Below are 25,958 nucleotides of genomic sequence, written 5' to 3'. Positions count from 1 at the left end.
TAATAAAGAGGCACCTGATGCGGATTACTTTATTTCTCACCGTCCTGTTTAGCCTGTTGGCATCTGTCACTATGCCGGCTTCAGCAGAGCGGATTCGCGATCTGGTCAGCGTCCAGGGCGTGCGCGACAACGCGCTGATTGGTTACGGATTGGTCGTCGGGCTTGATGGGTCGGGCGATCAGACCATGCAGACGCCTTTTACCACTCAGAGCCTGAGCAACATGCTTTCCCAACTGGGTATTACCGTGCCTACCGGTACCAATATGCAGCTCAAGAACGTTGCTGCGGTGATGGTGACGGCGAAACTGCCGCCGTTTGCCCGCGCCGGGCAAAATATTGATGTCGTTGTCTCTTCTATGGGGAACGCCAAGAGCTTGCGCGGCGGCACGCTGCTGATGACGCCATTGAAAGGGGTTGATAACCAGGTGTATGCGTTGGCTCAGGGAAACGTACTGGTTGGCGGGGCAGGCGCGTCTGCCGGTGGCAGCAGCGTTCAGGTGAATCAGCTGGCCGGCGGTCGTATCAGCAACGGTGCGATTATCGAGCGCGAACTACCGAGCACTTTTGGCGCTTCCAACACCATTATGCTGCAGCTGAACGATGATGATTTTACCATGGCGCAGCGTATCAGCGACGCCATCAACCGTGCCGGCCATAGCGGCAGCGCCACGCCGTTGGATTCACGTACCGTTCAGGTTATTGTTCCACATGGCAATAGCTCGCAGGTGCGTTTCCTGGCCGATATTCAAAATATTGAAATCAACGTCGGTATGCAGGACGCCAAAGTGATCATCAATTCGCGTACTGGTTCGGTGGTAATGAATCGTGACGTCACGCTGGATAGCTGCGCGGTTGCGCAAGGCAATCTGTCAGTCACCATCAACCAACAAGCGAATGTCAGTCAGCCCGATACGCCTTTTGGCGGCGGGCAGACCGTTGTCACCCCGCAGACCGAGATCGCGGTTCAGCAGAGCGGTGGGGCGCTGCAGCGAGTTAATTCAAGCGCTAACTTGAACAATGTGGTTCGTACGCTGAATTCGTTAGGGGCAACGCCGATGGAACTGATGTCCATCCTGCAGGCTATGCAGAGTGCGGGTTGCCTGCGCGCCAAGTTGGAAATCATCTAATGAAGGATATACAGACGCTAAGCAGCGCTGCTTATGATGCCCAATCGCTGAACTCGCTGAAAAGGGAAGTATCCGGCAATCCTCAGAGTAAAGAGGGCATCCGTGCTGTCGCACAACAGATGGAAGGTCTTTTCGTCCAGATGATGATGAAGAGTATGCGTTCCGCGCTGCCGCAGGACGGGATCTTCAGCAGCGAGCAAACGCGTTTGTATACCTCCATGTATGACCAGCAGCTATCCCAGCAAGTTGCCGGGAAAGGGTTAGGACTGGCGGATGTGATGGTCCGGCAACTGTCCGGGGAGCGAGCGGCATCCTCTGAACCGAAAGCGCCGGTACCATTAACATTCGATGGACCGACGCTGCAAAGCATGCCTGCGGCGGCGGTGGAGCAAATTGTGCGTCGCGCGATGCCGAAGTTGCCCGCCGAAGGCTCGGCCTTGCCTTTAACCAGTGAGAATTTCGTTTCCCATCTCTCTCTCCCCGCCCAGATGGCCAGCCAGCAGAGCGGTATTCCGCACCATTTGATTATTGCCCAGGCGGCGCTGGAGTCAGGCTGGGGACAGCGTGAAATTCCTACCGAAGACGGGCGGCCAAGCCACAATCTGTTCGGTATCAAGGCCGGCAGTCGCTGGGATGGGCCGGTTACCGAGATAACCACGACAGAATATGAACAGGGCGTGGCCAAAAAGGTCAAGGCCAGCTTCCGGGTTTACGAGTCCTATGCCGAGGCTATTGGTGACTATGTGAAACTGCTGACGCAAAACCCACGTTATGCCGATGTGGCGAATGCCGGCAGCGCCGAACAGGCCGCCCACGCCTTGCAGAGTGCCGGTTATGCGACCGATCCCCAATACGCTAAAAAGCTGGTCGGCATGATTCAGCAGATGAAAAGCTCGGGCGAAAAAGCGGTTAAGGCCTATACCCATGATTTAAGCCGGCTGTTTTGATTTTTCTTTCAAGTTTTGTTTTTCCAGGTCGATAACTGATTCAGGCCAAGCGAGAGTCTCTTTCGCGGCAATCTAATTAATAAACGCAGCGCATTTGGTTAAAAGCCTGTGTACAAGGAAACCCACATGTCCAATTTGATTAATACCGCGATGAGTGGCTTGAAAGGCGCGCAGGCGGCGCTGAGCACGGTCAGTAATAACATCAGTAATCAGGCAGTGACAGGATACAGTCGGCAGAACGCATTACTTTCTCAGGCGGTGAGCACCAGTACGTCCGCGGGTTATATTGGCAATGGCGTGAATGTCGTGGGGATTAACCGCGAATATAATGATTTTATTGCGACGCAGTTGCGTTCAGCACAAACCCAAAGCAGTTCGGCAACAACCTATTATGAGCAGATTTCCAAGATTGATAATCTGCTGGCTGACAGTACCACCAGTCTTTCCGCAACCCTGCAGGATTTCTTTACCAACTTGCAGAATCTGACCAGCAATTCAGGCGACTCATCTACCCGTCAGACGGTGCTGGGAAAAGCCGAGGGGCTGGTCAATCAGTTTCAGGTAACGGATAAATATCTGAAGGACACCGCTGAGGGTCTGAATACGCAAATTCAGAGTACGGTGCAACAGATAAATACCTATGCCAACCAGATTGCCGATCTAAATAACCAGATTACGCGTCTGACGGGGGCGAATCAGGGCGCCGCGCCAAATGATTTACTCGATCAGCGCGATCAGTTGGTCAATGAGTTAAATAAGCTGGTCGGTGTCGACGTTTCGGTTCAGGACGGCATCGTCTACAATGTTTCGCTTAAAAACGGCCTTAGCCTGGTGCAGGGAACGCGGACCAATGAACTGGTTGCGGTCAGTTCCGACAGCGATCCTTCCCGTATTACGGTAGGGTACAACGACAAGATTGCCGGCGTTACCGAAGTCAAGGAAAGCTCAATTTCCGGCGGTTCCCTGAACGCCTTGCTTTCTTTCCGCAGCGAGACGCTGGACAGCGTCAGTAACCAACTGGGCCAGATGGCGTTGGCCTTTGCCGATGTGTTTAATACCCAGCATAAAGAAGGTTACGATCTTAACGGGGAGAAGGGGGAAGACTTTTTTACCTTTGGCGGTTCGGCGACGCTGAAAAACAGCAAAAATACCGGAAGCGCCGAACTGACGGCCAGTTACACGGACACCGGCGCCGTCAAGGCGTCTGATTATACGATCAAATATGACGGTACTGACTGGCAGGTAACCCGCCTATCCGACAATGCGAAATTTACCGCCACGGTTGATACGTCAGACTCCAGTCTGAATTTTGATGGCCTGAAGCTCACCATCTCCGGGACGCCCGCCGCCAACGACAGCTTTACGCTAAAACCGGTCGCCAGCGTGGTTACCGGCATGAGCGTCGCCATCACTGATTCCAGTAAAATCGCTGCGGCATCCGTCAAGCTGGATGAAAATGGCGATCCCGTGCTGGAGAACGGCGAACCGGTATTCGGCGGCGCCAGCGACAATACCAATGCCAAGGCGCTGCTCGCCTTGCAGAGCGAAAAAATCGTTGAGGGCAAGTCCACCATTACCGGCGCCTATGCCGGCCTGGTCGCGGATGTCGGCAACCAAACCAATACCATGAAAGTGAATAGCACATCGCAGGCCAGCGTGGTGACGCAGCTTACGGCGGAACAACAATCCGTATCCGGGGTAAACCTGGATGAAGAATATGGCGAGTTAATGCGTTATCAGCAGTATTACCAGGCAAATGCCGCGGTTATTCAGACTGCATCGACCATATTCGACGCTCTGTTGTCGATTCGCAATTAATCTGACTGTTATAAAGAGGAATAAATACCATGCGTCTGAGCACCAGCATGATATATCAGCAGAATATGCAAGGCATTTTGAACGGTCAGACGGCCTGGCAAAAAACGGGAATGCAACTTTCTACCGGAAAGCGCGTAGTTAATCCATCGGATGATCCTATTGCCGCGGCTCAGGTGATTATGCTGGGCCAGGCCCAGTCGGAAAATAGCCAGTACACGCTGGCGCGGACCTTCGCCCGACAAAGTATGTCGCTTGAAGAGTCGATACTTTCAAAAGTGGCTGACTCCGTTATCGCGGCAAACACTCAGGTTATCAGCGGCGGCGGCGTGAAGAGCGATGATGATCGTCAGTCGGTGGCAGCGGAATTGCGTGGCATTAAAGCGCAACTGCTGAATATGGCCAACAGCACCGACGGTAACGGCAATTATATTTTTGCCGGCTATGAAACCGATAGCGCACCGTATGTACAGGGGACGAGCAGTGTGGACTATATCGGCGGATACCAGGCTATTGAACAGCGTGTTGACGCCGCCCGCTCAATGACGGTCAGCCATATCGGGTCTGCGGTATTTAATGGCGTAACGGGAGATGCGCAAAAAGAACCAGATGGAAGCGTACAGTCCGATTTGTTCGCAACGTTGGATCTGGCGATTAATGCGCTTGAAACACCGCTCGACGGAGCTGATGACGCCACCAAAGCTACCGTTGAGGCCGCATTGGCTACGGCCAATCGTGGTTTAACCAACTCATTAAACAATGTGTCTTCTGTACGTGCCGAACTTGGCGTTCAGCTTGAAGAACTCGATAACCTGGACTCCATCGGCGCTGACCGGACGCTTGCCAACACGGAGACGTTGTCTCAACTGCAAGACACGGACTGGTATGACGCTATTTCAACTTATACCATGCAGCAGGCTTCATTACAGGCGGCATATACCAATTTTCAGAGCATGCAGGGTATGTCGCTTTTCCAGCTTAATAAATAGCCGCTTAGCAATAGCCATTGATATTGCCAAATCAGCGCTACCGATTTGAATACGCTTAAACCGGGCGTATTTTTTGGGCACGTCCTCTTGATTGTTTTGTTGAGACGACGTGCCGTTTTTTATTGGTTTTTCCTTCCCTGAATCACTCTCCCGTTTTGTCAGAACCCCACCTTTTATGAGGGTAACTGAGTGAGAATATCCGCCAATAAATCGAAGACTTCGCCGAATAAGCGCTCGGCGAAGGGCGGGAGCAGGGGAATCAACAGGCCGATGGTCATGATGCCGATGGCCAATGTAATCGGGAAACCAACTACAAAAATAGAAAGCTGGGGCGCGACGCGATTGAGAAATCCCAATGCCAGGTTAATGGTTAACAGCAGGGTGACTATCGGCAGCGCCAGCATAAGGCCGTTGATAAAAATCAGTCCGCCGGCCCGGGCAAGGGCAAGGAACGCACCGCTGTTCAATGGATTAGCGCTTATCGGCACGGTGTAAAAGCTGTCCGCCAGCAGTGAAATCAGCCAGAGATGCCCATCAAAAGTGAGAAAAAGCAAAATCGCCAGTATATTAAGAAAGCGCGCCAACACTTGCATATTCGGGCCGCCGGTCGGATCAAAAAAGGTGGCGAATGCCAGCCCCATCTGTAGCCCGATCAGTTCTCCCGCATGACGAATAGCGGCAAAGGCCAACTGCATTGATATGCCTAATGCAATGCCGATTATAATCTGCTGAATCAACACCCATATACCGACCACGGAGAAGATAGGCGTGGCGTTTAATGGCAAATAGGGCGCAACAAGAAGAGTGATAAACAGCGCCAGCCCGATTTTTACCCGATTGCTAATCGAGCGTTCATTGAAAACTGGCGCGGTGCTGATAAGCGCCAGGATCCTGACAAAAGGCCAAAAAAACTGACTGACCCAGTTAAGCATATCCCAACTGTTAAACGTCAGCATGTTTAACCGATAATGTAGGGAAGCTGGCCGAACAGGGTGCGCATATAGTCCAGCATAAGGTTTAACATCCACGGGCCGGCAATAACCAGCGTCAGGAATACGGTGAGGATTTTAGGGATAAACGATAGCGTCATTTCGTTTACCTGCGTCGCCGCCTGCAGCAAACTGATGATCAACCCGCTGAGCAAGGCGGATAATAGCGGAGGCGCCGCCAGCGCCAGGGCAATTTTCATTGCCTCGTAGCCAAGCGCCATTACCGATTCTGGCGTCATTTTAGCGTTCCTCTATCAAGCGCACGCAATATGCTGAAACTTCGGTTAATTAAAAACCGCTAACTATAAAAACTCTGGGCGAGTGAGCCGAGTAGCAATTGCCAGCCGTCAACCAATACAAACAGCATAAGTTTGAATGGCAGTGATATTGTGGCCGGCGGCACCATCATCATCCCCAGCGCCATCAGAACGCTGGCAACCACCAGGTCAATAATCAAGAACGGAATAAATACGGTAAAGCCAATCTGGAAAGCCGTTTTCAACTCGCTGGTGACAAAGGCCGGTAATAATACGCGCATTGGCACCGCCTCCGGTCCCTGTATCTGCGGGATTTCGGCGAGTCGGGTAAATAATGCCAGATCGGACTCGCGAGTCTGCCGCAGCATAAATTCCCGCAAAGGCTCAGCCCCTCGTTCGATGGCCAGTTCCATACTGATTTGATCCTGACTGAATGGAACATAGGCGTCTTCGTATACGCGGTTCAATACCGGCGACATGACGAAAAAAGTCAGGAAAAGCGTCAACCCCAGCAGCACCTGATTGGGCGGCGCCGTTGGCGTGCCCAGGGCGTTACGCAATAAACTGAGCACGATGATGATGCGGGTGAAACTGGTCATCATCAACAACGCGGCGGGAATAAAAGTCAGTGAGGTTAAAAAAACCAGCGTCTGTACCGGCAGCGTCCAGCTCTGACCGCCATTTGCCAGCGGTTGAGTCACAATTCCGGGCAACTGCGCCCACACGGATGGCGTCAAAAACAGTAAGCTGGCGGCCAGTACGTAGCGCAGGGAGCGGAACAGCGCAGGGCCGAACGATTGACGAGATAACACACTCATTCCGATTTTTCCGGACGTTTTAGAACTTTTTTGAACAACTGCTGAAAATCAACCGGCTTGATTTCACCGGCCGAGGTGCCGCCGTTATCGGTTGCCTGCGCCGGCAGCGTGTGCAGCGGCGTGATTTGTTGCGCGGTAACACCCAGCACCAGCCAGGTATCCTCAACTTCGACAATGACCACACGCTCGCGCTGCCCGACCGGGCAACTGGAAACGACTTTTAATAACTTGTTCTGTTTTGCCTGCGGCGCCAAACCGAGTTTGCGCACCAGCCAGGCAATAAACAAAATAAGTAATAATATTCCACCCAGCACGCTGCCTACCTGAGTCAGCAGCATACTGCCGGTAAGCGGGGGAGCGGTAGCCAGCGTGGATGGCTGTCCGGTTACTGTAACAGGCGAGGTCGGCGTCTGAACGGTTGGCATCAGCGACCCAGGCGACGCATACGTTCGGACGGCGTGATGATATCGGTAATACGCACACCGTATTTATCGGCGACAACGACCACTTCGCCCTGGGCAATGAGATAGCCGTTAATCAATATATCCAACGGCTCGCCGGCCAGTCCGTCGAGGGCGACAACCGAACCCTGAGATAATCTCAGCAGTTCCTTAATGGTCATCTTGGTGCGTCCCAATTCGACGGTAAGCTTTACCGGGATATCCAGGATCAAGTCGATATCCTGTAACGACCCCACGCCATCCTGACCTTCCAGCGTTTTAAATACCCCTTCAGTCGTGGCGGTGGCTTTTTCCGCAGTCTGTTGCTCGTTGAATGCATCAGCCCACAGATCGTCCACTGATTCTTTGTCGTCGGACGGTTTCTTGGTGTCACTCATTGGGCTGTTCCTCATTGTCCAGAGAATTCAAAATAGGGTTAATCAAGTGTTCTACTCGTAATGCATATTGCCCGTTAAGCGTACCGTATTGACTCGTCAGCACCGGTACGCCGTCAACATGGGCAATCAAGCGCTCAGGTTTATCGATTGGTAACACATCCCCGGGCTTCAGCTTCAATACCTTGGATAAACGCAAAGGAATATCGGCAAAATTCGCCACCAGTTCGAGTTCGGAATACTGTACCTGTTTGGCTAAGGTTTCCCGCCAGTTCTGATCTTCCTGACGCGAATTTTCCAGCGGCGGGTTGGCCAGTAACTCACGCAGAGGTTCAATCATCGAGAAGGGAATACAGATATTAAATTCCCCGGTCAATGAACCAATTTCAACATGAAATGGCGTGGTTACTACGATGTCGTTGGGTGACGTAGTAATGTTGGTGAATTTCACCTGCATTTCCGAACGCACATACTCCACGTCCAGCTTGTAGATGGCATTCCAGGCATCGCTGTATGCCTCAAGCGCCAGGCGCAGCATGCGTTTCACCACGCGCTGCTCGGTATGGGTAAACTCGCGGCCTTCCACTTTTGTCGGAAATCTGCCGTCACCGCCGAACAGGTTATCAACGGCGATAAACACCAGGCTCGGCGAAAAGACAAACAGCGCCGTGCCGCGTAACGGTTTCAGATGAACCAGGTTGAGGTTTGTCGGAACCGGCAGGTTGCGGGCAAATTCATGGTAAGGCTGGATTTTGATTGCGCCCACCGTAATATCGGGGCTACGGCGCAGAAGGTTGAACAAACCCATCCGGAACTGACGGCCAAAACGTTCATTAATAATTTCCAGCGCCTGTAATCGTTCACGAATTACGCGTCGCTGGGTATTGGGGTCGTAAGGTTTAACGTCACCGTCGTTTTTGGCGGACGCCTTGTCATCGGCGTCGCTATCGCCGCTGTCGCCATTTAGTAACGCGTCTATTTCCGCTTGAGAAAGAATGCTATCGCCCATATTGATTACCGCAGTATAAAAGCAGTGAACAGAACATCAGTGACCACCTGATTCGGTTGACCGGGGATCAATGGCGGGCTTAACACTTGTTTGATTTCTTCGATTAACTGTTGTTTACCCTGTTCGCTTGCCAGCGAAAGGGCATTCTGACGAGACAGGAGCAGCAATAAACGGCTGCGCACCTCGGGCAGATAGTTATTGAATCGAGTGCGGGTCGCCTCATCCGGCAAACGCAGGGTAAATCCAACGTATAACACGCGATCGGGATCGTTATCCGCATTGACTAAATTGACGGTGAAAGTGTCTAGTGGCATGAAAACGGGCTCTGGAGGCGGTGGCGCCACTTGTTCGGCAGTCGCTGTGTTTTTCTGATGCAATAGCCACCAACCGGCGCCTGCCGCCGCCGTGGCGGCGAGAGCAACGATAATCAGTAGAATTAGCCAAACAGAGCGCTTTTGTCCTGGCCGGACTTGTATATCAGACATAGCCAAAGAGAGTTCCTGTTATTTATTGATATTTATTACCGACTCGAATCAACAATAAATAATTTCGTAATGTTAATGATTATCTCGTCTATTCAAGCGATCAATACAGGGAATAGACAAGAAAAACCGCGTTAACTTATTTCTTTACTGCAATATCAGGCAAAAATGTCAACGCCATTGGCTGAAGACGCCATTGACTGTAAATGGGCAGGAACTTCTAATGGCTTGGCAATATTTTCTGGCGAATCGCCAAATTGCTGCTGATAGGAAGTACCGCTGTTGCCTTCGCCGCTGTTATTTGCCGTTTGCTGCTGGGCTTGCCAACTGGATGCATCGCTACCGACGCTGCTTTGCCCCAGGTTAATGCCGCTTTCCGCCATCGCGTTACGCAGGTGGGGCAGTGCCGCTTCCAACGCTGAACGAACCTGGCTATTTGCCGACGCCAGGTGAATTTGTGCCTGATTATCGTCAATTTTTAAACTGATGTGAAGCGCTCCCAATTCCTGCGGATTCAGACGCAGCTCGGCGCTTTGTTGCCCGTTGCGGCTAAACATAACGATCTGTTGCCCCAATGCGTCCTGCCATTGCGGCGATCCAAATGGCGTATTTAACTGCGCGTGGGCTGGCGGTACTAGTGTCGCAGAGCTACTGGAAAATGTCGATTGCACATTCGGCGCCAGCGCAACCTGGGGAGACGCCACGCTCTGGTTGCCGGCAGTGAGAGCAGGCTCCTGGCTATTACTGCGCTCGCCGGCAATCAAGGGAGAGGCGAGCGCCGATTTTACTGAATCATCGGATTGCGCCGTCGCCGCGTTGCGTTTTACCGCACCAGACGGATTGGCGGATGATTGCAGGCTGTCTGCGTCGTTACGCGCAGTGTCGGAAGCGCCGAAAATTTTCGCCAGCGTCGTTTTCGCGTCTTCGTCAGTGGCGCTGGTGTCTGCTAAAGCGGCGTCGGCCTGACGTTTGCCGTCAAGCAATCCCGAAATACCGAAGCTCGCATTTTGGATGTTATCAGCGGTACCGTTGTCCACGGTCGCAGCCGGCGTTGCTGACAACATGGCAAGGAGCGCCTGCATAGTTGCCGCATCATCGGCGGAATGATTGGTTTTATCGTCGGATTCTGCTGCGCTATCCAGTTGCTTTGTCGTCTCCGGGGTTTGTTTGCCCGCGGGCGCCAAGGTGCCGGCTAACGCGCTGAATGAGGCAAGGAGCGCGTTCAAATCGTCGCCATTCAACGTGGCGGCATCTTTTCCGAGCGCGTTCAACAGGGCTTCTTTATCCGTTGCGTCAAGCGACTTGTTAGCTGACGGATCGGAAGACAGGGATAGCTGTTTTCCCAGCAGTTCGATAAAATTTTTCGGTAACTCGCCCTGCGTCGACAGAGAAGCAGTAGAACTACCGGTATCGCCGGTGCTGGTTGTTATAGGTAATGCGGGCAGCTTCATGATTCGGTTTTCCTCAGTGAGGCCCGTTGGGCGAATTCATCCATCAATTTTTGTTCTATGCGATTATCTCTGGCAACTTGCCTGGTTGTTTCCCGGTCCTGCAAAGTTTCAAACGCGTTTAACCGTTGCTGTTTTTCCTGCCACGCTTTCATCGCCAGATCCAGGCGCGATGTCCACTGCAAAAGCTGTTGCCGATGTTGTTCAATAGCGCTATCCAGCGTTTGGATAAACTGCTGATAATTCTGCCAACTATTATTGGCCATACCGCCAGACATGGTGGTATTCAATTTCTGGCGGTAGTCATCCTGATAGTTTAACAGCATATTCAACTGCTGTTCAGCCTGCTGATGCGCGTGCCGCACCTGGCCTAATTGCCCGGCCGCTTTTTCGACCTCTTGCTGCGCCAGTTCGCGCAGCGTAATCAGGGGTGACTGGGGTTTCATTTGTTCTCCTGCCCGTTACGGGGGAAAATTGTTTCCAGCGCCTGGCAGGCTTCGCCATAACTGCTGCGTTCAAACATCCCTTGTTGCAGAAAAGCTTCCATCTGTGGATACAGGCGGATCGCTTTGTCGAGCATGGGATCGCTCCCGGCGGCATAAGCGCCGACGCTGACTAAATCCCGATTACGCTGATAGCTCGACAGTAATTGTTTAAACTGGCGTACCGTCGCGTAGTGACTTTCATCAATCAACGCGGTCATCGCACGACTGATCGACGCTTCTATATCAATTGCGGGATAGTGACCGGACTCGGCCAACTGACGCGACAGAACAATGTGTCCGTCAAGAATGGCCCGCGCGGAGTCGGCAATGGGATCTTGCTGGTCGTCCCCTTCGGTTAATACGGTATAGAAAGCGGTGATCGAACCGCCGCCGTGAATACCGTTGCCTGCACGTTCAACCAGCGCAGGCAACTTGGCGAAAACGGATGGCGGATAACCTTTGGTGGCGGGAGGCTCGCCAATGGCCAGCGCGATTTCGCGTTGCGCCATGGCATAACGCGTTAATGAGTCCATGATTAGCAGCACGTGCTGACCGCGGTCACGAAAATCTTCCGCGATGCGGGTCGCGTAAGCCGCACCTTGCATTCTCAATAACGGCGACACGTCGGCGGGAGCGGCAATGACGACAGAGCGGGCGCGACCTTCGGTACCCAGAATATTTTCGATAAAGTCTTTTACTTCACGCCCACGCTCGCCGATCAGACCGACAACAATGACATCGGCCTGGGTATAGCGCGCCATCATGCCCAATAGTACGCTTTTACCGACGCCGGAACCGGCGAATAACCCCATGCGCTGTCCCCGGCCAACGGTTAACAGTGCATTAATGGCGCGGACACCCACATCCAATACGCTCTCAATCGGCGTTCTCTGCAATGGATTGAATGGCGCGGTAATTAATGGCGCCCGATAGCCGGTATCCGGCGCCGGTAATCCATCCAGCGGTTTGGCGCTGCCGTCTAATACGCGGCCCAATAGCTCTGGTCCCAATGGCAGTTGTTTGCCCTGGGAACTGCTCTTCAGGTCGACTCGGGCATAAACGCGCGCGCCGGGAATGATGCCTTCCACCTCTTCAAGAGGCATAAGGAAAAGTCGTTGTCCGTTAAACCCAACGACCTCGCTTTCGACTTCTTCTATCTGAGTGCCGTTTTGACGCTCGATAAGGCAGGTCGCCCCCAATGGCATATGTAAACCCGTCGCTTCCAACACCAGGCCTGTTGCCCGGGTCAGACGGCCGTAGCGACGCACAGATGGCGTTCTGTCTATGCGTTTCTCAAATGAATCCAGAGATTCGAGCCAGCGTCCGAGGCGTGAGGTCATCATAACTCTCCCGGCGCCGCCAGGCGGCAGAGTTCATGCCAGCGAGTAGCCAGGCTTGCATCCAAATCGCCTTCTTCCGCGCTGATCTTGCAGCCGCCGGGATGCAGTTGATTATCCGCCAGCAGCCGCCAGCCATGCAGACTGAGCGTCGGGCCTAATGCCTGCTCGATGCGTTCGAGATCGGCCGGATGCACGCGTAACTGCGGCTTGCCGGAAAACATCGGCTCCTGTTGAATTAATTGCTGAATCTGGCTTAACAGCGCGGTGCCGTCACACACCGGCGGCTGCCCCAGAATCTGCTTGGCGGCCGTCAATGCCAGTTGCATCAATCGGGCAGGGATGACGCTGTCCAGCGCATCCAGCGTTTGCTGAAATTCGCTAACCATCTGTTGTATCTGTTCAACCATGGGCTGTTGTTGCTGTAAAGCATCCTGCAGCCCTTGTTGCCGACCCGCGTTCAGACCTTCCTGATAGCCCGCGTCATAACCCTGCTGATGCCCCTGCGCATAGCCATCTTCCCGCGCCTGTTGCTGCGCTTGCTGACGCAAAAAAACGAGCTCATCGTCTTCCTGGGGGAGCGCTTCGGTAACGATGTCCGGCTCAACGGCTTCCGGCTCATCATTGTTGGGGACGATGGGAGCGGCCAGATCGTTAAGTTTCCAGGGTTGCCAGTCAAGGCTGTTTGCGGCATCAGACATAGGCATCCTCGCCGCCGCCAATAATTATTTCTCCGCTGTCCGCCAGACGGCGAACAATAAGCAGAATGGCTTTCTGTTCGTTTTCCACCTGGGACATACGTACCGGACCACGGGTGGCCAGATCGTCGCGCAGGATTTCCGCCGCGCGTTGCGACATATTGCGCAGGAATTTCTCGCGCAGCGGTTCTTCGGCACCTTTCAACGCCAGCAACAGGGATTCGGACTCCACTTCCTGCAGCAGACGCTGAATGCTGCGGTCGTCCACATCCACCAAATTCTCGAACAGGAACATTTCGTCGATAATCTTTTGCGCCAGTTCGCCGTCGAATTCCCGGACCGCATCGATAACGGCTTCTTCCTGCTGGGCTTTCATCAGATTGATAATCTCGGCGGCGGTACGAATCCCCCCCATTTTGCTGCGTTTGAGGTTCTGACCATCCAACAGGCCGTTCAGAACGTCGGTCAGTTCGGCTAATGCGGCTGGCTGTACGCCGCCAAAGGTAGCGATACGCAGCATAATGTCATTACGCAGACGCTCGTCAAATAGCGCCAGAATATCGGCCGCCTGCGCCCGTTTCAGATGCACCAGAATAGTGGCGATAATCTGCGGATGCTCGTCGCGAATCAAATCGGCGGCGGTCTGCGGCTCCATAAAGTTGAGGGTTTCCATGCCGGTGGTGGTTTCGCGGCTTTCCAGGATATCTTCCAGCAGGCTTGACGCGCGCTCCTCTCCAAGCGCCTTGACCAAAACAGAGCGCAGATAGTCACCCGCGTTAACGCTCAGTGCCGCGTATTGCTCTGAATCCGACTCAAACTCTTTAAGCACTTCCACTAACTGCTGTTGCGACACCTGGCGCATACTCGCCATCGCCGCGCTAAGGTGCTGCACCTCTCTGGTAGAGAGGTGAGTAAATACCTCGGCCGCCCGGTCTTCACCGATGGTCATCAATAAGATGGCGCTTTTCTCTGTTCCTGTCAGACTCATAGTTCACTACTCATCCATTCACGAATGACCAACGCGACGACGCGAGGATCGTTCTCTGCCAGTTCACGTATCCGCTGGCTTTGCAGCTCTGCGCTGATACGCTGTTGCGATTTTCTCTGCTGCTCCGCTTCCGAGGTGCTCAGATTGACGACGACATCGTCATTTCCGTCTTTACCCATGGCTGCCGCCGCCATGGCGGCCTCTTGTTGCTGAGCTTTCTTCTGCAACTGCGGACGGACCAGCTTGCGCCATAATATCCAGGCGACAATCAGTACCAGCAACCAGCGGCCCGCTTCGATCAGCAGATCGAAAAACGCCTGTTGCTGCCAGAAGGGGAGTTCGCCGGTGCCTTCAACCGACTCCATAAACGGCGTATTGACAACGTTTAACGAGTCGCCGCGTTCGGCTGAAAATCCCATGGCTTCACGGGCAACGGTTTCAATCTGTTTGATTTGATCTTCTGTCAGCGCGACCGGTTTACCGTCTTCGCCCGGAGGCAAATAGTTAACGATGATCGCCGCGGACAACCGTTTTACGCCACCGCTGCTGTGCCTGGTGTGCAGTATGGTTTTATCTACTTCGTAGTTTGTCGTGGCATCGTTACGGACGTTGGACGTCTGAATGGCGGTATTGGCGCTGGCATTGGCCTGCGTACCCGCCGCGTTATTCTGCTGGCCGGGCTGATTATTGGCATTCGCGTTGGCGTTATTATTGGGCTGCGCCTCAATCGGCGCGGTAGGCGCGGGTGCGGGTTGATTAGACAGCGCGCCAGGCACGCCGCCGACGTTAGGCCCGCCTCTCTGCTCACTCTGGCTGGTTTGCTGCGAGCGAATCGCGGCTTTGTCTGGCGCCTGATTTGGCTGATACTGCTCATCGGTTTGCTCTCGGGCGGCAAAGTCGATTTGAGCCGTCACCTGCGCATGCACATTTCCCATGCCGACGATAGGAGCGATGATAGCCTCTATACGACGCTGATACATGGCTTCGACTTCGTTGCTGTATTTAAGCTGCGCCGCGTTCAGATCGCGGGCGCTGCCGCCGGCCTGCGTCAGCAGACGCCCGGTTTGGTCAACGACGGTAACGTTATCCGGGGGGAGCCCGGCAACGCTGCTGGATACCATATAGACAATCGAGTTGATTTGCCCTTCGTCCAGCGCACGGCCGGGTTGCAGCGTTAATGTTACCGAGGAGGAAGGGGACTTTTGCTCACGAACAAAAAGAGAGGGCTTGGGAATAGCCAAATGAACGCGGGCGTTTTGTACCGGTCCCAGCGTTTCGATGGTTCTTGAAAGCTCGCCTTCCAGAGCGCGCTGATAATTGATCTGCTCACTGAATTGGCTGATGCCGAACTTTTCCTGATCGAGCAGTTCAAAACCGACTGCGCCGCCTTTAGGTAAACCTAATTGCGCCAGACGTAAACGCGTTTCGTGCACATTTTGTGCCGGGATCATTATCGCGCCGCCGCCATCGGCAAAGCGATAAGGAATATTCAGTTTGGTTAATTCGCTGACAATGGCCCCGCCATCACGGTCATTGACATTGCTATACAGCACCCGATAGTCGGGACCTTTGGCCCACAAGGCCAGCGCGACAATAATGGCGACGGCAGCGGCGGCGGCAATCAATAGAGGAATTTTCGGATTGGCGCGTAAGCGGTTGAGTATTTCGCCAAAGCCGTTTTTACCGGTAGCAGTGCCGGTTATCGAGGCGTTCATACTCGATCTCTGCTTGGTTGTTGAACGGTATACTTAACGTTGTTACGTAACAAAACAGAACTCCCTGAATGCGCAATCAATAAAACAATTCGCCTACAATTGCAGGCATGTCATTATTTTCCGGAAAAGAAAAATCGATGGGTCGATAAGCCCACCTTTTTAACGCTAATTGGACGATTTAGCGCGTAAAGGATGTGATAGGGTGTGTGACCTGGAGTGGTGACAGAAAAAATCGGCGTATTTCAAACGAAATGCTTGCCGTTATAAGGTTTATTTAGTTAAACAATCATCACTTACGGCAATGAAAATGCACTCTGGGAGACGAGCGAGGGGAATATGTCTGTTAACGGTATCGAAGGAGTATTACAGCAGCTGCAGGTTAACGCTTTGCAGGCGGCAAACGCGCCGGTTTCCCGGCCTGCGGTAGAACCTGGTTTTGCCACTGAACTCAGATCGGCAATGGATAAAATCAGTGAAGTGCAGCAGCACTCCCGCACTCAGGCGCAGAATTTTACCCTGGGTAAGCCCGGCGTGGCATTGAACGATGTGATGGTTGATCTGCAGAAATCCTCAATATCCATGCAAATGGGGATTCAGGTACGCAATAAACTGGTATCCGCCTATCAGGAAGTGATGAATATGACGGTGTGATTCTGCCGTTATTTCCCGCAGTAGAAATCGATGTGCAAATTAGCCTTTCGATTGTCATGAAATGCCTGTCGGCGCAGGCATGATGAATTGAGCTCATATAGAGCAAAGCGATAGCTTACTTTACGATCTTGGTTGGTTCGCCAGGTAATAGTTTATGCCCGGCAAATTCGGCGTAGGCGGAGTTGACGGCATGTTGTTTACGCGAAGTGTCCATCAGTGAACTCAACTCATTCATCCTGTTTTGCAGCAGTTGTTTTATCTGCGCTTCATTTTCAAGAATTTCCTGCAAAATCCGCCGAAAATGCAACTGTATAACGCTATCTAAATTAGTCGGAATGGGCGTAGCGCTCAATTTCTCGACGGATTGAATATAAATAATCTCTTGCTCAACCAACTCGTCCCACTGGCCGCCTGAGGCTAGACCAAGGATCTTTCTGCTGAGGGATTGCAGTTGCTTATAATCTTTAAGAAGCTGGCGGAGATCATCCATTTTATGCTTCCTGCGCCGGTTGATAGTTTGGACCAATCTGACGCCAGGCATCGGCAATGTTTTCCAGCAAAGCTTCCACTTCCTCAATGACTTTTACGTCGTTATGCAGATTGGCGATCATCAACCGTTGCGCCATATAGTCATAGAGTGCCGACAGGTTTTCCGCCAGCTCACCACCTTTCTCTACGTCCAGACCGGCTTTAAGTCCATTAGTGATAATGTCGATTGCTTTAGACAAGGCAATACCCTTATTGGCTATGTCGCCTTGTTGCATCAAAATGCGTGCCCTGACCATCGCGCTTTTCGCCCCGTCAAGTAACATTACAATCAATTGATGAGGGCTGGCGCTCATTACGCCACTTTCCAGGCCCACGCGCGCATAGGCCTGACTGCCGTTTCTAGTGTACATCAAGGCTCCTTCTTAGCTGCTGCTGGTATTGCTTAATGCGGCGAGTTGCGTTGTCAGATAATCGCTGGTGCTGTTCATCTGTGAAACCAGCGTATCTAACTGCGTGAACTGCGCTTTATATCGGGCGATGGTAGCCTCGATGCTGACTTGCGTATTGTCATACTGCTTCTGTAATGTTTTTAGCGTGGATGCAATCCCGTCTTTTGCAACCTGGATAGCACCATCTTTAGAATCCAGGACATTATCCAGATAAGTATTAACCTGGGTGGCAAAACCTGTGGTTTTTCCGTCGCCGATAAAGAACTCCGTCACACTGCCGGATTTTTCTTTCAGCGCCGTTTGCAGTTTTTCCGTGTCGACTTCCAGTACCCCGGTAGTGGCATTTTGCTTAACCCCGAGTTCATTCAGGGTGCTGATATCCATTCCGTTTTGGGCATTGGAGATCTGCGTTTTCAGCTTGTTCTGAATATTACGTAACGTGCTATTGCCAAGCAACACGCCATTACTTGAGTCTTGCTCATCGGCGCCGGAGTCAACGGCGGTGTATTTTGTTAAGGTGCCGATCGTGGTTTGTAGCGCGTTGTAGGCATCCACCCATTCCTGAATGGCCTTCTGCATCGGCTCTGTATCGTTGGCGACATCAAGTGTTTCCGGCGAGCCGGAAGTGGTTTGCGCTTTTAGCGTCAGCGATACACCGTCGATGGCATCGGTGATGGTGTTGCTCTGGCGTGTTACGGTAATGCTGTTAATAACGACTTCGGCATTTTGCGCGGCGGTTTGTTGCGTCAGGGCGCCGCTATTGGTGTCTGCGGAGTAGTTGAGCTTGCTGTTCAACGTGTCGTCCCCAGTGACGCTGACGCTTATTTGGGCGTCAGTGCCGGTCTCTTTCGCCGTGATGGCCAGATAATAGCTGTCATCATCCGCTTTGATAATACTGGCGCCAATCCCACTATCCGCTTTGTTAATTGCGTCACGGATACCCTCCAGCGAGGTCTGGCTGTCGGTAAGCGTAATTTCCAGCGGTTCTTCACGTCCCGGCTGACTGATGGTCAGCGTCCGGGTTCCACCTGAGGTTTCTCCCAGCTTATCGGTGCTGCTGGTGAATTCAGACGAAAGTAATGAATGAGCGGTGGCAAGATTCTTGACTTCAACGTTGTAAGAGCCGGAAGACGCGCTGCTCGTTGTGGTAGCCGTAAAAGCGCTATTGGTGCTGCTGACCGTCGTTTTATTGATTGAGTTGGCTTTGGCCAACGCTTCATTGGCGGACTCCAGCTTGGTTAACGCCGTTTTCAGCGTGTCGAAACCTTTACTACGATTTTCATACAGCGTTTGCTGGGTTTTAATTGGGGTAAGGCGCGTCTGTTCATTGGTCGTCAATTGAGACAGGATATCGCTTAAGCCGCTGGTAGAACCGGTAAAACTGATGCTGGCCATTATGCTTCCTTAAAAGTATTTCATATGTCGTGGAAAGGGTATCGGCAATACAAGAGGAAAGTTTAGGTTCACCCATAAAAGAAAAAACAGGCAGTAATTACAGTGTATGCAATCATTATGGCGATTTAAATAACGGTACTGCATTAAATTGTCTGACGGATTTTTTTCTGAAAATAATTTTAAAGCTTCTTTCAAGGGTGCCGATACAGGTTAGGACGGTGATGAAAGCCGTGGGCTACAGCCCGAACCTAAACCGACTTGAATTGCAATAAGGAATATAATTATGGCAGTCATTAATACTAACAGCCTGTCGCTGATAGCTCAAAACAACCTGAACAAATCTCAGTCCGCACTGGGGACGGCTATTGAACGTCTGTCTTCCGGCTACCGTATCAACAGCGCCAAAGACGACGCTGCTGGTCAGGCAATTGCCAACCGTTTCACCGCGAACATCAAAGGTCTGACTCAGGCTGCCCGTAACGCCAACGACGGTATCTCCATCGCGCAGACCACTGAAGGCGCGCTGAACGAAATCAACAACAACCTGCAACGTGTCCGTGAATTGACCGTGCAGGCAAACAACGGCTCTAACTCTGCGGATGACCTGGTTTCTATCAACAATGAAATCGTTGACCGCGTAAAAGAAATCAACCGCGTTTCCGCACAGACTCAGTTTAACGGCGTGAAAGTGCTGTCTACTGAACAATCGTTGTCTATTCAGGTTGGCGCCAATGATGATGAAACCATCGATATTAGCCTGAAGAAAATCGATTCGACTACGCTGTTCAGCACTACCGGACTGACCGGTATCACTGAAAGCAGCACCGGTGCTGCATCAGGTGTGGGTATTCTGGCTACTTATACTGCTGCTACTGGCGCAACGGCAGCAACCGCAACGGTTGCAAGTGGTCTGTTGGCTGAAATCGACAAGGCCATCTCCAGCGTTGACTCACTGCGTAGCAGCCTGGGTGCGATTCAGAACCGTTTTGAATCTACCGTTACCAACCTGAACAGCACGGTAACCAACCTGACGTCCGCCCGTAGCCGTATTGAAGATGCTGATGTGGCGACGGAAGTTTCCAATATGAGCAAGAACCAGATTCTGCAACAGGCGGGTACTGCAGTCCTGTCGCAGGCAAACCAGGTTCCGCAAAGCGTACTGTCTCTGCTGCAATAATCTAATCGCATCAATCGTAATAAATAGCGTAAAAAATAGCGGGTTTTATACCCGCTATTTTTATTTATGCTCTTTATACTAGGAGTTCTCCAGACCGGTATATCTGGATCAGATCCTGATGTGGTATGCCAGTGTTATCCCTATGATGAAGCGCTCAATATGAAAAAGTCGTCCGCAAAAACTGTTGTTGCCAAGCAGCAAAACTCACATTCTGCAGTGAATAAGAAAATCAAATTGGCGGCCGAGTGGCTTTCAATTCAGCCGGAAAACGCTTTGCAGTTAGTGACGGAACTGTTGCAAAAAGATACTCAAAATCCGTTGCTGCTGGTGATTGCAGGAAGAGCACAGCAAAAGCTCGGTAATTCTTTTGAAGCGGAGCGCTATATTGACGAGGCGCTGAAAATTTACCCATCGTATGTTGAAGCCTTGCATGCCAAGGCGGATCTGCTGTACCGCAGAGAACGGCTGGAAGAAGCGGAAATATTCTTATCTGATGTAATAAAAACGGTAGCAAAGGTGGAATCAAGGCCTCTACGGTCGATTCAGGCGACGGTTTTGCAGAAGTTGAAAAAATATGAACCGGCGGAAGAGATATTCCAAGAACTGATAAAAGAAGATCCCGGCAACTGGCTGTATTGGAGCAATATGGGGATGATTAAGCAGGATCTCGGATATTTTGATGAGATGGATGCGGTTTATCAAAAGGGCGAGACAACCACTAAAAACAATCCCACTCCATTTTTTAACCGCATTGTCGGCGCACACTATCACCCCGAAAGAACGGCTGAACAGATACTCGCGCTGTGTAAGTCATGGCAGCCTATCTTTAAACCTGCTGAGAAAGTGCGTCGTGCTATTGCCGAGAATAAAGCAGCCAATAAACGGTTGCGTATTGGCATGATTTCCGATGGTTTTCGCTCTCATCCAGTGGGGAATATGATTACTATAGGGCTAGCGCATATCCCGGAATCACAAATAGAGCTTTACGCGTACAGTACTAACTATAGCGAAGATCATATCACGCAAAAAATACAAGGTATTTGCGCCCAATGGAAAGTGATTGCCGAGACTCCCCATGATGCGCTGGCGCAAATAATCCGTGAGGATAAGATTGATATATTGTTCGATTTATGCGGCTATAACGCCAATAGCCGTATGTTGACCATTCAACTGTCTCCTGCACCGATTCAAATAAAGTGGGTGGGAGGGTTGATTAGCAGTACCGGTCTGGAAACGATGGATTATTTGTTAAGCGACCATGTCGAAACGCCGCCAGGGGTGGATGTGTTATATACTGAAAAGCTGATTCGCCTGCCGGATGACTATATCTGTTATGAACCTCCTCATTATTTGCCCCCGATTAGTGGTCTGCCGGCGACAAGCAAGGGATATATCACATTCGGCTGTTTTAATAACGCATCGAAAATAAATGATATCTTGCTAGCGCAATGGGCTATTATTTTACACGCGGTTCCGAATTCGCGGTTATTTTTGAAAAGTTTTAACTATAAAAATCAGTCATTGAGTGAACGTATTTATGCCACGTTGGAGAAACATGGCATTGTTCGAGAACGCGTTAGAATTGAAGGATCATCGCCGCATAAGGAACTGTTAGCCAGCTACAACGACGTCGATATCGCCCTGGACCCATGGCCTTATTCCGGCGGGCTGACCACTTGTGAAGCGATGGCAATGGGCGTACCCGTTGTTACTTTACCTGGGCCGACATTTGCCGGTCGCCATTCCGCTTCTCATTTGGTTAATGCCGGTATGCCGGAACTGCTCGCCAATGACTGGGAACAATATATTAATATCACCGTAGGTATTGCGAATGATTTAAATAGTTTAAGCGTTATTCGTCAGCACCTGCGAGATATATTACTTTCGTCACCCGTCTGTGATGGTAAACGTTTTGCCAAACATTTCTCTGATGCCATGCGCGCAATATGGCAGCGTTATTGTGAAGGGAAAGCGCCAGAGGCATTGACGCTGAGTAGTGATTTTGCGCCTTATTTCCATGATGATAATCAGCCGGTTACATTGCAGCACCCTGTCGATGCGATTGCTCTGGGTAATAGTAACGTATCGGACGGCTTCAGTTTCCAACTGCCTGGCAAAGTTATTACTATTGATAATGGCGGCGGCATGGTTACCGGTTCAAATTTTATTAATTTAATCTCAACCGACGCTTTCCACTTTGTTATTATGGATATCATCGGCGCGGTTGAAGAAAAACATTTGCCGCTGCGTAAAAAATCCATACAGCACATCAAATTACATGGCTTGGGTGACGGTAATCCGACGCCTGTCTCTATGTGTCTTGCCCCTGAATACAGTAGTGATCTGAAACCATTAACAATAAATGGAGAACTACAAGAAAAGGTTCCTGGAAAACAAGTGCTTGCTGAGATAGTTGCGCAAACGTCAAAGTTAGATCATATCCATGGTCTGGATCATCTTGACTGGCTTATTTTGGATAACCGCTATGATATCAGAAAAGCCATTGCTTATGGTGAGCGTATTCTGTCGGGCTGCCTTGCTGTACAGGTGCGTATCACCTTTATACAAACGCATCAGGATCAACTGCTGTTCGGCGATATTACAGCGCTGTTGACGAATTATGGTTTTGTTTTCCATACGTTGAAAAATATTGAATATGCTCAGCCTGTCACGATTGATGAGCAGAAAACGCTAACGTCATCAAAAATGATTTCGGCTATCGCGGTATATGTGCCCGATAATACTCGTCTAAAAGCATTTTCTTCAGATCAGCGTGAAAAGCTGGCCTTTATTCTGCATACGGTCTACAGCATTCACGATCTGACTTATTCCATACTGGCAATGGATTCTGAAGAAAGAGCCAGACACTATATTAATGACAATAAATACGTTGAGTCTGATGATGTATCTGAGTCAAAGAAAAAAGTCATAAAGGCTCCTGGCACTCTTATTCCTGATATGCCGCGGATGTCAGTAAAAGAAACGCAGCTTTTTGAGCGTTATTTAAAGAATGCGAAATCTTACTTCGAGTTTGGTAGTGGCGGTTCAACAAAACTTGCAGCCAGATGTAATATAGAAATATTTGGTGTTGAAAGTGATAAGTTCTGGGTAGAAACGCTTCGAAAGGAGGTCGGTCCTCTTTGCAAAGTTGAGTTCGCAGATATTGGTCCAACTAAAGAATGGGGCTACCCGGTTGATAATACCAAGAAGGAACATTTTCCCCGTTATAGCGAATCTATCTTGAAATATGATAACCCATTTGACCTTATTCTTGTCGATGGACGTTTTCGCGTTGCCTGTACTCTGAACGCAATAAAGCATAGCTTAAAGCAACAAAAAAATGTTGCAGATACACTGATTTTTATCCATGACTTCTGGTGTAGGCCTGATTATCATGCGGTATTGGCATTTTTAGATACGCAAGAGACAGCAGAAACTGCAGGGCTCTTTAAGATCAAAAAAAATATAAACATAGCATCGCTCGACGAAATGTTAGAAAGATACAAGTATGCTCCTCAATAAATGGAATCTTGAGGGAGATAGCTGAATATATAAAGGCACCCTCTAAACGACGGGTGCCTTTATGTGGATTTTAGCAAAATATATAGCGAGACTATCATGAAAATAGCCATTGCCGGAACAGGGTATGTTGGATTGTCCAATGCGATGCTTTTGGCTCAGCATAATGAAGTTGTTGCTGTCGATGTTGTAGCTGCAAAGGTTGCAATGTTGAATGATAAAGTGTCTCCTATCGTTGATAAAGAGATTGAAGATTTTCTTCATCATAACACATTGAATTTCAAAGTAACGTTGGATGCGTCAACCGCATATCAAGACGCGGATTTTATTATTATCGCCACGCCTACTGATTATGATCCGAAAACAAATCATTTCAATACGGATTCTGTCGAATCAGTGATACGGCAGGTGCTGTCTTTCAATCCCAATGCGGTGATGGTGATTAAGTCAACGGTACCGGTTGGTTATACTCAGGAAATAAAAAGTAAATTCAATACCGATAATATCATATTTTCACCTGAATTTTTAAGAGAAGGGAAAGCCCTTTACGACAACCTTTATCCATCACGCATTGTGGTGGGTGAACGTTCCGAGCGTGCTGAGCAGTTTGCTAAGTTATTATTACAGGGAGCAGTTAAAAAAGATGTTCCTGTTTTATTCACCGAATCTACAGAAGCAGAAGCGATTAAATTATTTTCGAATACTTATTTGGCAATGCGGATTGCTTATTTTAATGAGTTAGATACCTATGCTCAATCTTTGGGCCTGCAAAGCAGGCAGATCATCGAGGGAGTAGGTCTGGATCCAAGAATTGGCAATCACTATAATAATCCTTCATTCGGTTATGGCGGCTATTGTCTTCCCAAAGACACAAAACAGTTATTAGCTAATTATGCCAGCGTTCCGAATAACATCATTCAGGCTATTGTAGCAGCTAATAGTACACGTAAAGATTTCATTGCGGAATCAATAATAAAAATGAATCCGAGCGTCGTCGGAATTTACCGACTGGTGATGAAAGCTGAATCTGATAATTTCAGAGCTTCTGCTATTCAGGGGATAATGAGACGGATAAAAGCGAAAGGCATTGAGGTTGTTGTTTACGAACCCAATTTACATGACAAAGACTTTTTCCGCTCCCGAGTTGTTAGTGATTTAAATGAATTTAAGTCATTATCGGATGTCATTTTAGTTAACAGAATGTCGTCGGATCTCTTGGATGTCGCAGATAAGATTTATACTCGGGATATCTTTGGTATAGATTGACGAATAATTTTCTGCGTAGCGCCTCCACACTTTTTATCATACTGCTTCCCTAATTTTGCCGAACCGCTAGGCTGACGGCAACCACCACCACTGGGATGCGGCGCCATGCCATCGCACGATGCGATCTTTAAGCAGTTTCTCGGCGATATCGATATCGCGCGGGATTTCCTTTCTATCCATCTACCGCCGGAAATCCGGCAACACTGCGATTTCACCACCCTGCAACGGGAGTCCGCCTCGTTTGTGGACGAGGAACTGCGCTCGCGAGTGTCGGATATGCTCTATTCCTGCCGCACTACACAGGGGAAAGGCTATATCTATTGCGTTATCGAGCATCAGAGCACGCTGGACAGGCTGATGGCGTTCCGGCTTCTGCGCTACTGTCTGGCGGCGATGGAGCAGCATCTGTCGCAAGGGCATAAAACCCTGCCGCTGGTCGTGCCGCTGCTGTTCTATCACGGCGATCGCCGTCCGTATCCGTACAGTCTGAATTGGCTGGAGAGCTTTCACGATCCCTTGCTGGCGCGGGATATCGGTGTGTTGATGGAATTGTGGGCGCTGCCCTTGACGCAGCAGCGAGCGTTGATGTTTTATATTGCTCATGTGGGGCGGACATCCGATTATCGGGCCTTTATTGATGGGGTAACCGAACCGTTAACCGGTGAACGGGAGGAAAATATGGAAACCATCGCGAAGCAGCTGAAGCGTGCAGGTTTTGAGGAAGGGCTGTTGCAGGGAAAAGAAAAGTGGCTGGCTGAAGGTCTGGAACAAGGCATGAAAACCAGCGCATTACGCATTGCCCGCCAGATGCTGAAAAGCGGTATGCCGTCGCAGCAGGTACAGCAGATGACCGGTCTGTCGGATGAGGATATGCAGACGGCGATGCCTGCTGAGAAATAACTTTCTGAGAAGCATTTCCACACTTTTTACCGTGCCACTTCCCTGAGATAGCCGATCCGCTAAGGTAGTCGGCAACCACTATCAGGAAGCGGTGCCTTGCAATCGCAATTATGCCGTTGTCGTATAAAATCAGGCGCCGCTACGGGCAGGGAACCCGCCCGGACACGGCGTGA

General features: G+C 50.7%; 25 protein-coding genes. 9 read left to right on the top strand and 16 right to left on the bottom strand.

Going from position 1 to position 25,958, the window contains the following annotated elements; genetic code table 11:
- Positions 1 to 17: 17 nt before the first annotated feature.
- The 4 genes from EH206_RS13510 (at position 18) to flgL (ending at position 4,878) form a co-directional block, all read left to right on the top strand.
- Positions 18 to 1,127, top strand: a complete 1,110-nt coding sequence (locus tag EH206_RS13510; RefSeq protein ID WP_009113332.1) for a flagellar basal body P-ring protein FlgI — start codon at positions 18 to 20, stop codon at positions 1,125 to 1,127.
- A complete protein-coding gene (flgJ, locus tag EH206_RS13505) occupies positions 1,127 to 2,074 on the top strand; it encodes a flagellar assembly peptidoglycan hydrolase FlgJ (protein WP_009113331.1) in 948 nt (315 codons plus the stop codon). The genes EH206_RS13510 and flgJ overlap by 1 nt, the downstream gene beginning before the upstream one ends.
- 126 nt (positions 2,075 to 2,200) lie before the next feature.
- Complete coding sequence (flgK, locus tag EH206_RS13500) at positions 2,201 to 3,892, top strand: flagellar hook-associated protein FlgK (RefSeq protein ID WP_009113330.1); 1,692 nt, start codon at positions 2,201 to 2,203, stop codon at positions 3,890 to 3,892.
- A 29-nt stretch (positions 3,893 to 3,921) separates the two neighbouring features.
- Positions 3,922 to 4,878: a flagellar hook-associated protein FlgL gene (gene flgL, locus EH206_RS13495; RefSeq protein ID WP_009113329.1), complete on the top strand. Its 957-nt coding sequence runs from the start codon at positions 3,922 to 3,924 to the stop codon at positions 4,876 to 4,878.
- Between the two features lie 173 nt (positions 4,879 to 5,051).
- Here the strand turns inward: flgL and fliR are convergent, their stop codons facing one another.
- The 13 genes from fliR to fliF all read right to left on the bottom strand — a co-directional run bounded on the left by fliR (position 5,052) and on the right by fliF (position 15,939).
- Complete coding sequence (fliR, locus tag EH206_RS13490) at positions 5,052 to 5,834, bottom strand: flagellar biosynthetic protein FliR (RefSeq protein WP_009113328.1); 783 nt, start codon at positions 5,832 to 5,834, stop codon at positions 5,052 to 5,054.
- Between the two features lie 2 nt (positions 5,835 to 5,836).
- A complete protein-coding gene (fliQ, locus tag EH206_RS13485; protein ID WP_009113327.1) occupies positions 5,837 to 6,106 on the bottom strand; it encodes a flagellar biosynthesis protein FliQ in 270 nt (89 codons plus the stop codon).
- Positions 6,107 to 6,165: 59 nt separating this feature from the next.
- Entirely contained in the window at positions 6,166 to 6,942 is a 777-nt protein-coding gene (gene fliP / locus EH206_RS13480) for a flagellar type III secretion system pore protein FliP (RefSeq protein WP_009113326.1), read from the bottom strand.
- A complete protein-coding gene (gene fliO, locus EH206_RS13475; RefSeq protein WP_009113325.1) occupies positions 6,939 to 7,367 on the bottom strand; it encodes a flagellar biosynthetic protein FliO in 429 nt (142 codons plus the stop codon). Before fliO ends, fliP begins: the two co-directional genes overlap by 4 nt.
- On the bottom strand, positions 7,367 to 7,780 hold the full coding sequence (fliN, locus tag EH206_RS13470) for a flagellar motor switch protein FliN (RefSeq protein WP_009113324.1): 414 nt from the start codon (positions 7,778 to 7,780) through the stop codon (positions 7,367 to 7,369). Before fliN ends, fliO begins: the two co-directional genes overlap by 1 nt.
- Positions 7,773 to 8,786 (bottom strand): flagellar motor switch protein FliM, encoded by a 1,014-nt coding sequence (fliM, locus tag EH206_RS13465; RefSeq protein ID WP_009113323.1) that lies wholly within the window; start codon positions 8,784 to 8,786, stop codon positions 7,773 to 7,775. Before fliM ends, fliN begins: the two co-directional genes overlap by 8 nt.
- A 5-nt stretch (positions 8,787 to 8,791) precedes the next feature.
- Complete coding sequence (gene fliL, locus EH206_RS13460; protein WP_040343261.1) at positions 8,792 to 9,271, bottom strand: flagellar basal body-associated protein FliL; 480 nt, start codon at positions 9,269 to 9,271, stop codon at positions 8,792 to 8,794.
- A 155-nt stretch (positions 9,272 to 9,426) separates the two neighbouring features.
- Positions 9,427 to 10,719, bottom strand: coding sequence for a flagellar hook-length control protein FliK (locus EH206_RS13455; protein ID WP_009113321.1), 1,293 nt, complete (start codon positions 10,717 to 10,719; stop codon positions 9,427 to 9,429).
- Positions 10,716 to 11,162, bottom strand: a complete 447-nt coding sequence (fliJ, locus tag EH206_RS13450; RefSeq protein ID WP_009113320.1) for a flagellar export protein FliJ — start codon at positions 11,160 to 11,162, stop codon at positions 10,716 to 10,718. Before fliJ ends, EH206_RS13455 begins: the two co-directional genes overlap by 4 nt.
- The gene (gene fliI / locus EH206_RS13445) at positions 11,159 to 12,541 is read right to left on the bottom strand and encodes a flagellar protein export ATPase FliI (protein WP_009113319.1); all 1,383 of its coding nucleotides are present in this window, start codon (positions 12,539 to 12,541) and stop codon (positions 11,159 to 11,161) included. The genes fliJ and fliI overlap by 4 nt, the downstream gene beginning before the upstream one ends.
- The gene (gene fliH, locus EH206_RS13440; RefSeq protein ID WP_009113318.1) at positions 12,541 to 13,239 is read right to left on the bottom strand and encodes a flagellar assembly protein FliH; all 699 of its coding nucleotides are present in this window, start codon (positions 13,237 to 13,239) and stop codon (positions 12,541 to 12,543) included. Before fliH ends, fliI begins: the two co-directional genes overlap by 1 nt.
- The gene (fliG, locus tag EH206_RS13435) at positions 13,232 to 14,224 is read right to left on the bottom strand and encodes a flagellar motor switch protein FliG (RefSeq protein WP_009113317.1); all 993 of its coding nucleotides are present in this window, start codon (positions 14,222 to 14,224) and stop codon (positions 13,232 to 13,234) included. The genes fliH and fliG overlap by 8 nt, the downstream gene beginning before the upstream one ends.
- Complete coding sequence (gene fliF, locus EH206_RS13430) at positions 14,221 to 15,939, bottom strand: flagellar basal-body MS-ring/collar protein FliF (protein ID WP_009113316.1); 1,719 nt, start codon at positions 15,937 to 15,939, stop codon at positions 14,221 to 14,223. Before fliF ends, fliG begins: the two co-directional genes overlap by 4 nt.
- 336 nt (positions 15,940 to 16,275) lie before the next feature.
- Here fliF and fliE point away from each other — a divergent pair, with 336 nt between their 5' ends.
- Positions 16,276 to 16,590 (top strand): flagellar hook-basal body complex protein FliE, encoded by a 315-nt coding sequence (fliE, locus tag EH206_RS13425; protein WP_009113315.1) that lies wholly within the window; start codon positions 16,276 to 16,278, stop codon positions 16,588 to 16,590.
- Positions 16,591 to 16,705: 115 nt separating this feature from the next.
- On the opposite strand, the gene fliT is transcribed toward fliE, so the two are convergent.
- From fliT to fliD, 3 genes are read right to left on the bottom strand one after another with little or no spacing between them, the layout of a single operon-like run.
- Positions 16,706 to 17,080 (bottom strand): flagella biosynthesis regulatory protein FliT, encoded by a 375-nt coding sequence (gene fliT, locus EH206_RS13420; protein ID WP_009113314.1) that lies wholly within the window; start codon positions 17,078 to 17,080, stop codon positions 16,706 to 16,708.
- A gap of 1 nt (position 17,081) precedes the next feature.
- On the bottom strand, positions 17,082 to 17,489 hold the full coding sequence (gene fliS, locus EH206_RS13415; RefSeq protein ID WP_009113313.1) for a flagellar export chaperone FliS: 408 nt from the start codon (positions 17,487 to 17,489) through the stop codon (positions 17,082 to 17,084).
- A 12-nt stretch (positions 17,490 to 17,501) separates the two neighbouring features.
- Complete coding sequence (gene fliD, locus EH206_RS13410; protein ID WP_009113312.1) at positions 17,502 to 18,923, bottom strand: flagellar filament capping protein FliD; 1,422 nt, start codon at positions 18,921 to 18,923, stop codon at positions 17,502 to 17,504.
- Between the two features lie 283 nt (positions 18,924 to 19,206).
- Here fliD and EH206_RS13405 point away from each other — a divergent pair, with 283 nt between their 5' ends.
- From EH206_RS13405 to EH206_RS13390, 4 genes are all read left to right on the top strand, one after another.
- Positions 19,207 to 20,100: a flagellin N-terminal helical domain-containing protein gene (locus EH206_RS13405; RefSeq protein ID WP_009113311.1), complete on the top strand. Its 894-nt coding sequence runs from the start codon at positions 19,207 to 19,209 to the stop codon at positions 20,098 to 20,100.
- Positions 20,101 to 20,259: 159 nt separating this feature from the next.
- Entirely contained in the window at positions 20,260 to 23,622 is a 3,363-nt protein-coding gene (locus EH206_RS13400) for an O-linked N-acetylglucosamine transferase, SPINDLY family protein (protein WP_168709093.1), read from the top strand.
- A 96-nt stretch (positions 23,623 to 23,718) separates the two neighbouring features.
- Entirely contained in the window at positions 23,719 to 24,885 is a 1,167-nt protein-coding gene (locus EH206_RS13395; RefSeq protein WP_009113309.1) for a nucleotide sugar dehydrogenase, read from the top strand.
- Between the two features lie 105 nt (positions 24,886 to 24,990).
- Entirely contained in the window at positions 24,991 to 25,785 is a 795-nt protein-coding gene (locus tag EH206_RS13390; RefSeq protein ID WP_009113308.1) for an Rpn family recombination-promoting nuclease/putative transposase, read from the top strand.
- The last annotated feature ends 173 nt before the right edge of the window (positions 25,786 to 25,958 follow it).

The organism is Brenneria nigrifluens DSM 30175 = ATCC 13028 (assembly GCF_005484965.1).
GTDB classification, from domain to species: Bacteria; Pseudomonadota; Gammaproteobacteria; order Enterobacterales; family Enterobacteriaceae; genus Brenneria; species Brenneria nigrifluens.
This window is presented reverse-complemented; position numbering and strand designations above follow the sequence as displayed.